This is a genomic window from Citrobacter sp. Cf132, from assembly GCF_030333885.1.
Classification (GTDB): Bacteria; Pseudomonadota; Gammaproteobacteria; order Enterobacterales; family Enterobacteriaceae; genus Citrobacter; species Citrobacter freundii.
In genome coordinates this window covers 1-10,578 of record NZ_JAOWFA010000063.1, presented here as the reverse complement: position 1 = coordinate 10,578, position 10,578 = coordinate 1, and the positions used below count along the sequence as shown (strand labels likewise).

Sequence of the window (10,578 nt, the reverse complement as noted above, 5' to 3'; positions counted from 1 at the left end):
TGGGGTCGGTTCCGGCTGAGGGCGAAATGACACCCTAAGCGTTAGCTCTGTGTCGTTGCACGATGTCAGCGACGGTATTCTTGCTGATACCGAGCTCGCGTGCGATCCAGCGATAGCTGCGTCCCTCGGCCCTCATCGCAACCACCTTAGGCAAAAGTCGGTCTGATTTTGGTCGCACTCCGGCCTGACGACCAAGCCTCTTACCACGTGCCTTCGCAACAGCAAGGCCTGACTTGACCCGCTCGCTGATGAGATCCCGCTCAAACTCCGCAATGCCGGAAAGAAACGTCGCCAGCATTCGTCCATACGGCGACGAAAGATCGAACGCCATTCCATTCATGGCTATCACGGAAACCTTCCAGTTCTCCAGTTCACGTAGCGTATTGAGCAGATCGAGCGTCGAGCGCCCCCACCGGGAAAGCTCAGTGACCAGGATTGCATCAATTTGTCTGGACTGGGCAAGCGCCAGGACTTTCTTTCGCTCGGCCCGGTCGAGTTTAGTTCCTGAACCTGTTTCCTTAAATATTCCCACCACGTCGTAGCCGGCACGGCCGGCGAAGGCTCGCAGATCAAATTCCTGGCGTTCACAAGACTGATCCGCTGTTGAAACCCGGCAGTAAATGGCGGCACGATGTCCCAATTGAACCCTCCTGGATTTTTGTATCGGAACGCCCTGATTTATATGGGCTGGCTGTTGTCCAAAACAGACTATACTTCAAAAGGGACGAATTTGTATGTCACGACGCCATATTTTCACCGAACGGCAGCGAGCAGCGCTGTTCGATCTGCCCACGGACGAACTGTCGCTACTGAAGTTCTACACGCTGGGCGATGATGACCTGGAAAACATTAGGCAGCGCCGCAGACCGGAAAACAGGATTGGCTTTGCCCTGCAACTTTGTGCCTTACGATATCCGGGCCGTGCACTGGCTCCTGGTGAGATGATCCCGCGTGAAGTCCTTTCCTTCGTCGGTGCTCAGCTTGGAGTTCCGGCTGATGCGCTTCTCACTTATGCCACACGGCGCCAAACCCGTCAGCAGCACATGGACACGCTGCGCGAAATTTACGGCTACAAGACCTTCACGGGCCGTGGTGCCCGTGATCTGCGGGAGTGGACTTTCGGCCAGGCCGAAGATGCCAGATCAAACGAGGATCTTGCTCATCGTTTTATTGTGCGGTGTCGGGAAACTTCCACCATTCTGCCCGCAGTATCGACAATCGAGCGCTTGTGCGCGGATGCTCTGGTCGCCGCTGAGCGGCGGATTGAAACGCGGATTGCGGAAAATTTAACAGCGGATGTTCGCGATCACCTGGACAAACTTCTGAGTGAAATGCTCGCCGGCAATATCAGTCGTTTCATCTGGCTTCGCAACTTCGAGGTTGGTAACAACTCGGCTGCTGCTAACCGTTTGCTCGACAGGCTCGAATTTCTGCGTACCCTGAATATCAATCATAGTGCTTTGGCCAGCATACCTGCCCATCGCATTGCCCGGCTGCGTCGGCAGGGTGAACGCTACTTCACCGACGGTTTGCGTGACATCACTTCGGACCGCCGCTGGGCGATCCTTGCCGTCTGTGTTGTGGAGTGGGAAGCGGCGATTGCTGATGCCATAGTCGAAACCCATGACAGGATCGTAGGAAAAACCTGGCGGGAAGCGAAGCGCCAGCATGACGAAACAATTTCCGGCTCTAAAGCCACACTCACGGATACGATCCGTACCTTCACCGCGCTGGGAGCTTCGTTGCTTGAGGCCCGCAGTGACGGAACCCCGCTGGAGATGGCTGTCGCCAGTTCGGTTGCATGGGACCGGCTCGCTCAACTGGTAGCGACAGGGACTCAACTCAGCAACACGCTAGCCGATGAGCCTCTTGCATATGTCGGGCAGGGATACCATCGCTTTCGTCGTTATGCGCCCCGCATGTTGCGCTGTCTGAAGCTCGAAGCCGCGCCGGTCGCCGGACCATTGGTAGCAGCAGCTTTGTCGATCGGAGAGATGAAAGGTGTTGCATCGCCAGAAAGGCGTTTCCTGCGGCCCAGCTCCAAATGGAACCGTCATTTACGAGCTCAGGAAAAAGGAGATACCCGTCTTTGGGAAGTGGCGGTACTCTTTCACCTCCGGGATGCTTTTCGTTCCGGAGATGTCTGGCTCGCTCATTCGCGCCGCTATGGTGACCTCAAGCAGGTACTGGTGCCGATGATCGCGGCGCAGGAAAATGCAAAACTGGCCGTGCCTTCCAACCCACAGGATTGGCTGGCAGACAGAAAGGCGCGACTCACGATCGCTCTTAAGCGGCTGGCCCGGGCTGCCCGTAACGGCACTATTCCGCACGGTAGCATAGAAGATGGAACGTTGCGGATCGACAGGTTGACAGCAGACGTGCCGGATGGTGCCGAGGCACTCATACTGGATCTGTATCGCCGAATGCCGTCCGTTCGGATTACCGACATGCTGCTTGAAGTTGATGCAGCCCTTGGTTTCACAGATGCGTTTACCCATCTGAGAACCGGGGCTCCATGTCGCGACCGGATCGGTCTGCTCAACGTCCTGCTCGCTGAAGGGCTCAATCTGGGCCTGCGTAAGATGGCGGAAGCTACAAACACGCATGATTACTGGCAGCTCTCACGCCTTGCCCGCTGGCATGTTGAAAGCGAAGCCATGAACCAGGCATTGGCAATTGTGGTGGCCGCGCAGGGTAAACTGCCGATGTCACGCGTCTGGGGGATGGGCACGTCAGCATCGAGCGATGGTCAGTTTTTCCCGACAGCGCGGCATGGCGAAGTCATGAACATGGTCAATGCCAAATATGGTTCTGTTCCCGGCCTCAAAGCGTATACTCACGTAAGCGACCAGTTCGCGCCATTCGCTTGTCAGTCGATCCCGGCGACCGTGAGCGAGGCACCGTATATTCTCGATGGACTACTGATGAACGAGGTCGGTCGCCATGTTCGCGAACAGTATGCCGATACAGCAGGATTCACCGACCATTTGTTCGGAGCCAGTAGCCTGCTCGGCTACAATCTCGTTCTGCGAATCAGGGATCTGCCATCGAAGCGGTTGTACGTATTTAATCCCGATACGACCCCCAGGGAGTTACGCAAGTTGGTAGGTGGAAAAGCCCGGGAGGATCTTATCGTTGCGAACTGGCCTGATATTTTCCGTTGTGCCGCGACGATGACCGCTGGCAAAATCAGGCCCAGCCAACTCCTGCGCAAGCTCGCTTCTTACCCACGACAAAACAACCTTGCAGTTGCGCTTCGTGAAGTTGGTCGTATTGAACGGACCCTTTTCATTATTGAGTGGATCCTGGATACGGACATGCAGCGGCGTGCTCAGATCGGTCTTAACAAGGGAGAGGCCCACCATGCGCTCAAAAATGCGCTCCGTATCGGGAGGCAGGGGGAAATTCGCGATCGCACGACAGAGGGGCAGCACTACCGAATCGCTGGGCTCAATTTATTGACTGCGGTGATCATTTACTGGAATACCGTCCATCTTGGTCATGCCGTCACGGAGCGGCGGAACGAAGGGTTGGATGTTCCCCCTGAATTTCTTCCCCACATATCCCCATTGGGCTGGGCGCACATTCTACTGACTGGCGAATATCTTTGGCCCAAGGAACCGAAAGCTTAGGGTGTCATTTCGCCCTCAGCCGGAACCGACCCCTTTGATCTCAGGGCTTACCAGGACAGTATTCAACCTTCTGAATACACAGGCCAGGAAAAGGTACCAGGAGCAGTGAGCGTACTCAGAAACACTCCCGTAACGCCCGGATTAACCACCTCAACAACTACGGAACAGGAGCAGGGTAAAGTGTCGGGAGAAAAACAGGCACCTGCTCAGCCGCGTGACAGAGGAATTCATCTCACCACGAACGGTCGCTTCGAGGAACCATTACCGATTCCAGAGGTGACCGAAGCTGTTCGCCAGGCCATCTCGCAGCTGAGCGACAATAAAACACGTTTCACCTTTGGTGAACTGATGCTGACAACGGCCGAACTGAGTGAAAAACTCCCGGACATGAAAGATATTCGTGTTGCGATTGATGCGTCACTGAAAGACGGCATGATTGTACCGCTGGACAGTGAAAAAGGTGTTTTTACTTCAAGGATCCACCTGCTGGATGAGCTGTCCATTCAGGCTCTTAGCCAGGAACACATCAAATCCACAAGTGTGGTCAGTTTTACCCGACCTGAGCAGTATGCGCCGCCGTCACTGGCGGTCGTGGAGCAGGACCCACTGGTACTGATGAATGCTCCGTCAGGGGTGGCAGGTATCCGCGACCTGACGACTCAGCTAACCGGTATTTCCACGGCACTCGGTCGTGATGTTCAGGTTCTGGCCAGTTCCGCAGAACGTGCCATATCCCTGGCAAAATCAGACACACTACGTGACAGACTTATCAGCCGCCAGCATGTCCTGAGTGGCGATTTCCATCTTAAACCCCAGAGTACGCTGATTATTGAGGGGGCAGAGCGTCTTGGACTGAAAGAAACACTGGTTTTGCTGGGTGAAGCCCGCGCGCAGGATGCTCAACTGGTCTTTCTCGACAGCGCCGGGCGTCAGGCTAACGGTAATGCCATGTCGGTACTGGAGTCAGCCGGTATAAGTCGTTCCCGTCGAACAGAACCAGCACCAGGTCTGGAAGCCTCGGTGGTCAGTATCCCTGACAAACGCGAACGCTACGAATCACTGGCCACGCGCTTCGCAGAGCTGAACGGCGGTAGCGAAAACGTAACTGCAGTGGTAATCGGAAAGCGTGAATAGTCACACCTGACAGGGCTTATTCGTAATGCGCTTCAAAATGCAGGGCAACTGGCACGCGACGGTGTGGATATTGAAGCCAGACACCCTGTCTGGCTCGATCAGCGAACCCGCCGCATGCCAGGTTCTTATCGCCCCGGAATGGTGCTTGAGGACCGCAGTGATTCCAGAAATCGTCAGTCTTACGTGATTGATCGGGTGCATGAGGATACCCGTGTACTTTCACTCATTGACGGAGATGGAGTGCTTACCAGGATGAAATTAAGCGATGTCACCGCAGACTGGCGTCTTTTTAACCAGGAAACACTGAATGTGTCTACCGGTGAAAAGCTTCTGGCTGTTGCCGGTGACCGTGAACATCATCTTAAAGCTAAAGACCGTCTCGAGGTTACAGGGATCAGTGACAAAGGAATAGAAATCAGACGAGGGAATGACATGCTGACGCTCCCTAAAAACCAGCCATTGTATGTGACCCATGCTTACGTCAGTGCGCCCGGTGGGCGTGATAATGACCGTGGTGTGGTTCTGGCCGCGTTGAACACTCGGGATATATCAGGTCAGACGGTTAACTCTCTGGCGCAAAGTGGTCACAGGGCGGAAATTTTTACAGCTGAAGTGCAGGACAGAGCTGAAGCACGGTTGCAGAGGATGAAAACGAATGTGTCCCCTGTGCAGTTGGTCCGCACACTCAGTGGACAGGATAACGTCAGTAGCGCGGTTGAAACCCTGCAGGACAGCGTTCGTACAGAGGCAGGGCTTGCTGTCTGGCGTGCGGTCAACGACCAGAGAACGGTGACGTTCAGCCCACTGGTTCTGGCAAAAGATGCTGTGAAATACCACCCTGACCTGGATGCCATCGGGGATGAAATTAACTCGATGCTTAAAACCGGTGAACTGTTGCAGGTTTCACTCAGCGGGGAGCCTAAGCTGGTTGCCCGTTCAACATGGGAGATGGAAAAGGCAATTCTGCGCGTTGTGGATCAGGGGAAAAACACGCAGCTACCGCTACTTGACCATGTCCCTGAAGCCGTCATGAGTGGCCTGACTGATGGTCAGAGAAAATCTACCACCCTGGTGCTTGGCAGTACCGACCAGTTTATCGGAATTCAGGGGTATGCAGGGGTAGGGAAAACCACACAAATTAAGGCTGTTATTGCCGCACTGGATACTCTTCCTGCAGGTGTACGTCCGGTACTGACAGGTCTGGCACCGACACACCAGGCAGTGAAGGAGATGAGTGATGTAGGCGTTCGGGCACAGACCATTAAATCTTTTATTGTGGAACATGAACAGGCGACCGCCGGTGGTGAGAAACCTGACTATAAAGGGCAGGTGTTCCTTATTGATGAATCTTCAATGGCAGGAAACCAGGATACAGCCGCGCTATTTCAGGCGATTGCTGCAGGGGGAGGTCGCGCTGTTTCAATGGGGGACATCGACCAGTTTGAGTCTGTCGATGTTGGCGCGCCTTTTAAACTGATGCAGGAACGCAGTCCGATGGACGTGGCCATCATGAAGGAGATAGTTCGTCAGAAAGATGCCCAGCTGCGAGGGGCGGTGCATGACATTATCGATAATCGTATTGATGCAGCCCTGAAACGAATTGAAAGTCAGCCCGGTGACCGCGTTTCGCGCGATGTGGATGCGATCGTGCCTGACAGTGCCTTTCAGGAAACGACCACGCCGGTGGATGATATTGTGGCTGACTGGACGGGCCGGACGCAGGATGCACGTGATCGCACTCTTATCATTACACAGCTTAACGCCGACCGCAGAGCAGTAAATGCCGGCATTCATGCCACGCTGGCAGAACGGGGAGAGCTGGGAGAGAAAGCGGTCAGAGTGCCTGTGCTTGAGAAAATCACGCATACACGTCATGAGTTCAACCAGACTCAGGCCTGGCAGTCGGGAATGGTGGTGAAACGTGGCGATCGTTATCAGGATGTCCTCGCCGTTGACCGTAATGGCAGAACCGTAACAGTACGTGATGAAGAAGGCCGGATTGGCCTCTATTCACCCCGGGAGCTTATTACTGGTGACGTGCAGCTGTTTCACCGTCGGGAGATAGAAGTCAGAGCCGGAGATTTACTGAAATTTACGGCGACCGATCGTGATCTGGGTCAGACAGCGAATAAGCGATATACCGTCGAATCTGTCAGTGAGACAGGTGATATCAGGCTTAAGGGCGAGAAAGGTCACACAACCATTAACCCGAAAGACGTTCGCGCACAGCAGCATATAGACTACGGCTGGGCAGTAACCGGCTATGGCGCACAAGGTGCCAGTACCGATTACGTGATAACACTGGAGGGCACAGAAGAAGGGCGTAAGGCTCTGGCTACCCGCAGGGCATTTTACATATCAGCTTCGCGTGTGAAGGAGCACGTCCAGATTTATACAGACGGTAAGCAGGACTGGATTAACGCGGTTAAATCCCCGGAGCGTGACATCAAAACCGCCCACGATGCGCTTGCGCCAGAAACACAGCGTAAACAGGCAAAAGCTATCTGGTCAATGGGGCAACCCGTCAGTAAGACGGCCATTGGACGAGCCTGGCTGCGACACCAGAACATGCATGACTCATCACTTACCGCGAAAATCATCCCAGCGACCCGACGCTTTCCGGAGCCTGCGCTCGCTCTGCCTGTCTATGATAACAACGGCAAAAGTTCAGGCCTGGTGCTGGTTTCTCTGGTTGCGAGCAATGAAGGGAGGCTGACACATGGCGAGACACGTATGGTGATGAGTGAACGTGGCCGCGGAGCGTTGTTGCAGCGAAGTAAGTCGGGGAATACGGTCGTTGTAAGTGAGCTTTCGGCTGCGCTCGATGCCGTTCGCAATCGACCGGAAGATGGTGTGTTCTGGCAGGTTGGCACTGAGTCTCTTTCTGCACAACTGATTAAAGTCAGTGGCGGAGAAAGACGTGAGAACGAAGAAATCAGTGTACAACGTGTCAGCCGTGAATCCTCAGAAATTATTCTGCCTGAAACCGAACAGAACGCCGACAAAAATTCCGCAGTCGATATCAGTCATATTCGTGAACAGGACGAAGCCCGAAAGCGTACAGAAGAGTCACTGGCGGCCGACGCCGGGAAATCATCGGGAGAAGCTGCAGAGCCGCTGTCAGTGAAGATAATTCAGCCGACCGGAGAAGAGCTGAACATCAAACCGGAGATTTATGGTGCTGATGGACAAAAAGACATTCCTGAACCCGATAAAAATATCCTCAGAAGTATCGCGTCCTCAGAGGAACGTCAGGAGATTGATCCGGCAAAATTACTGCGTGCCGGGCAGGAGATTGATGCCGGACGTGGTGCGGATATCTCTGGTGTATCCCGCCAGGTGACTGAACTGGCCCGTAATGAACGAGATATAGCGGTAAGCGTGCAGTGAGAACCGTATTGACGAAGTGAAGCTGGTCAGGCAGGCAGAGTAACCCGCCACGGGAGCAGAGCACCCACCCGGTTCACAGGCCAGTCGGCGATGACATCAAGTACATAATGCAGATAGCGTTCCGGATCCACGCCGTTTAATTTGCACGTCCCGATAAGACTGTACAGTGACGCACCGCGCTCACCACCATGATCCGAGCCGAAGAACAGCCAGTTTTTTCTCCCCAGACTGACCCGTCGTAGGGCGTTTTCGGCAATGTTATTATCCACCTCCACCCAGCCATCTTCTGCATAGCGGATCAGCGCCGGCCACTGGTTCAGCGCATACCCGAACGCCTTCGCCAGTTCTGAGTGCCTTGAGAGGGTTTTCTGTTTCTCCCGCAGCCACCCCTCCAGTGACGCCAGCAGCGGCAGCACTTTTTGGTGCCGGACTGCCTGCCGTTCCTCTGCTCTTTTACCTCTGAGCTCCGACTCGATGGCATACAGCTCGCCGATCCGTTTCAGCGCCTCCTCCGTCAGGGCTGACGGGGTACGGACGTGAACATCGTGGATTTTTCGGCGGGCATGGGCCCAGCACGCGGCTTCCTTTATATGGCCGTCGCGGTAGAGCTCGTTGAACCCGGCGTAGGCATCAGCCTGCAGTACGCCACTGAAGCCTGCAAGATGGGTCTGAGGGTGGATACCTTTTCTGTCCGGGCTGTAAGCGAACCACACTGCGGGGGCCAGCGCTGATCCGGCGTTGCGGTCGTCTCGAACGTACGTCCATAAGCGCCCGGTCTTCGTCTTCTTATTGCCCGGCAACAGCACCGGGACAGGCGTATCGTCAGCATGGAGTTTGCCGTCGGTCAGGACATAGTGCTGAAGGGCTTCATCCAGCGGTGCCAGCAGACGACAACACGCATCCACCCAGCCCGACAGTACAGAACGACTCAACACTACACCCTGGCGGGCATAGATCTCCGACTGGCGATACAGCGGTGTGTGCTCTGCATACTTTGAGGTCAGCACTCGGGCCAGCAGCCCCGGTCCGGCGATCCCCCGTTCGATGGGGCGCGAAGGAGCCGGGGCCTGAACGATGCGATCGCACCGACGGCAGGCATGCTTTTCACGGACTGTCCGGATAACCCGGAAGGCGCTGCGCATCAGCTCCAGCTGTTCGGCGGCATCCTCACCCAGGTAACTCAGCGAACCACCGCACTCCGGGCAACACGGCTCAGTCGGCAGCAGCCGCTTCTCATCCCGTGGGAGTGACTCAGGGAACGGTTTGCGGGTGCGGGTCTGACGCAGCGGGCGCTGCACTGCCGGGTCATCCACCCGGCCGGTCAGCGTATCGCTTTCCTGCTGCAGCAGGTTCAGGTCAGCTTCCATTTGCGCGATACGGCGGGATACCTTTTCGGAACGACTGCCGAAGTTCATCCGGCGCAGCTTATCCAGTTGCGCCTGCAGATGGTCTATTTCGCGTTCCCGGTTGCTCAGCTTTTCCTGCAGGGCGTGGATCAACGCTTCCTGTTCGGCCAGGCGCTGTTTCAGCAGAAGGATGTCGTCAGAAGAGGTATCGTTCATAAGCCTGTATTTTACCAGGCTTATTCTGCGACAACCAGGATAAAGAGCGCTACAACATGGTCAGGGATGTCAGTAACCGCTTTGGCTGTCGCCAGTCGATACCTTCCATCAGCATCGCCAGTTGCGCCGGCGTCAGGAACACTTTGCCATCGCGGGCTGAGGGCCAGGCGAAGCGACCACGTTCCAGTCGCTTTGTCAGCAGGCACAGACCATCGCCGGTGGACCAGAGCAGTTTTACCTGACTGCCGCTGCGTCCCCGGAAGATGAAGACGTGGCCGGACATCGGGTCATCTTTCAGCGCGGTCTGCACCTTTGCGGCGAGGCCATTGAAGCCGTTGCGCATATCGGTGATACCGGCAACCAGCCAGATTTTTGTGCCTGCGGGAAGATTTATCATACCGGCCCCCGCATCAGTTCGCGCAGGACAGTGCTCATGAGTTCAGCAGAGGGATGAGTCAGTGTTATTTCTCCTCCCCGACATTTTATGTGGCAGGTAGCGGGAGGAGAGCAGGATGGTAGTTCGAAGGTTGGGAGAGAAGAGCCCGCCTGAAGCTGCACGGGTATCAGGGCAGGAAGCGACGATGAGTTTTTTCGGGGCCGACAGACCCGCCCTTCACGCTGCCAGAGCCTTATCCATTTAAAGAGCAGGTTATCATTGACGTCATGTTTCCGGGCCAGTGCGGCAATACTGCCTTCTTCTTCAAGAGCCAGCCTGACCAGTTCCATTTTGAATTCAGGGGAATAGTGTTTCCGGGGAAGTCTTTCTTTAGCGCGCATGAGGTGTCCACCTGCAAAATAAGTGGGTGCTTAAGTTACAGGATCCTGGATTCGGGACCAGACGGTACTCAGACGACGCTTAC

The 10,578-nt window shown here is 55.3% G+C and carries 7 protein-coding genes and 1 pseudogene; 4 read left to right on the top strand and 4 right to left on the bottom strand.

What is annotated here, in order from left to right:
- Positions 1-34: 34 nt before the first annotated feature.
- A complete protein-coding gene (locus OGV85_RS18500) occupies positions 35-640 on the bottom strand; it encodes a recombinase family protein (RefSeq protein WP_000509966.1) in 606 nt (201 codons plus the stop codon).
- Between the two features lie 94 nt (positions 641-734).
- Here OGV85_RS18500 and OGV85_RS18495 point away from each other — a divergent pair, with 94 nt between their 5' ends.
- From OGV85_RS18495 to OGV85_RS18485, 4 genes and pseudogenes are all read left to right on the top strand, one after another.
- Entirely contained in the window at positions 735-3,632 is a 2,898-nt protein-coding gene (locus OGV85_RS18495; protein ID WP_023307208.1) for a Tn3-like element Tn5403 family transposase, read from the top strand.
- A gap of 105 nt (positions 3,633-3,737) precedes the next feature.
- Positions 3,738-4,766, top strand: a complete 1,029-nt coding sequence (locus OGV85_RS18490) for an ssDNA-binding domain-containing protein (RefSeq protein ID WP_286553822.1) — start codon at positions 3,738-3,740, stop codon at positions 4,764-4,766.
- A gap of 114 nt (positions 4,767-4,880) precedes the next feature.
- Positions 4,881-5,018 (top strand): annotated as a pseudogene (locus tag OGV85_RS24600) (hypothetical protein); the annotation flags it as partial.
- Positions 5,019-8,156 carry a conjugative transfer relaxase/helicase TraI domain-containing protein gene (locus OGV85_RS18485; protein ID WP_502873636.1) on the top strand — a complete coding sequence of 1,046 codons (3,138 nt, stop codon included), beginning with the start codon at positions 5,019-5,021 and terminating at the stop codon, positions 8,154-8,156.
- A 26-nt stretch (positions 8,157-8,182) separates the two neighbouring features.
- Here the strand turns inward: OGV85_RS18485 and tnpC are convergent, their stop codons facing one another.
- From tnpC to OGV85_RS24460, 3 genes are read right to left on the bottom strand one after another with little or no spacing between them, the layout of a single operon-like run.
- Positions 8,183-9,718 carry an IS66 family transposase gene (gene tnpC / locus OGV85_RS18480; protein ID WP_016239903.1) on the bottom strand — a complete coding sequence of 512 codons (1,536 nt, stop codon included), beginning with the start codon at positions 9,716-9,718 and terminating at the stop codon, positions 8,183-8,185.
- Between the two features lie 49 nt (positions 9,719-9,767).
- Positions 9,768-10,115 (bottom strand): IS66 family insertion sequence element accessory protein TnpB, encoded by a 348-nt coding sequence (gene tnpB / locus OGV85_RS18475; protein ID WP_000609174.1) that lies wholly within the window; start codon positions 10,113-10,115, stop codon positions 9,768-9,770.
- The gene (locus tag OGV85_RS24460) at positions 10,112-10,444 is read right to left on the bottom strand and encodes a transposase (protein ID WP_050586387.1); all 333 of its coding nucleotides are present in this window, start codon (positions 10,442-10,444) and stop codon (positions 10,112-10,114) included. The genes tnpB and OGV85_RS24460 overlap by 4 nt, the downstream gene beginning before the upstream one ends.
- Between the last annotated feature and the right edge of the window lie 134 nt (positions 10,445-10,578).

Bases quoted from the DNA above. Each gene is read 5' to 3' on its own strand.
- OGV85_RS18495 (WP_023307208.1), top strand. From the start codon at position 735: ATGTCACGACGCCATATTTTCACCGAACGGCAGCGAGCAGCGCTGTTC.
- OGV85_RS18485 (WP_502873636.1), top strand. From the start codon at position 5,019: ATGAAATTAAGCGATGTCACCGCAGACTGGCGTCTTTTTAACCAGGAA.
- tnpC (WP_016239903.1), bottom strand. From the start codon at position 9,718: ATGAACGATACCTCTTCTGACGACATCCTTCTGCTGAAACAGCGCCTG.
- tnpB (WP_000609174.1), bottom strand. From the start codon at position 10,115: ATGATAAATCTTCCCGCAGGCACAAAAATCTGGCTGGTTGCCGGTATC.
- OGV85_RS24460 (WP_050586387.1), bottom strand. From the start codon at position 10,444: ATGGAACTGGTCAGGCTGGCTCTTGAAGAAGAAGGCAGTATTGCCGCA.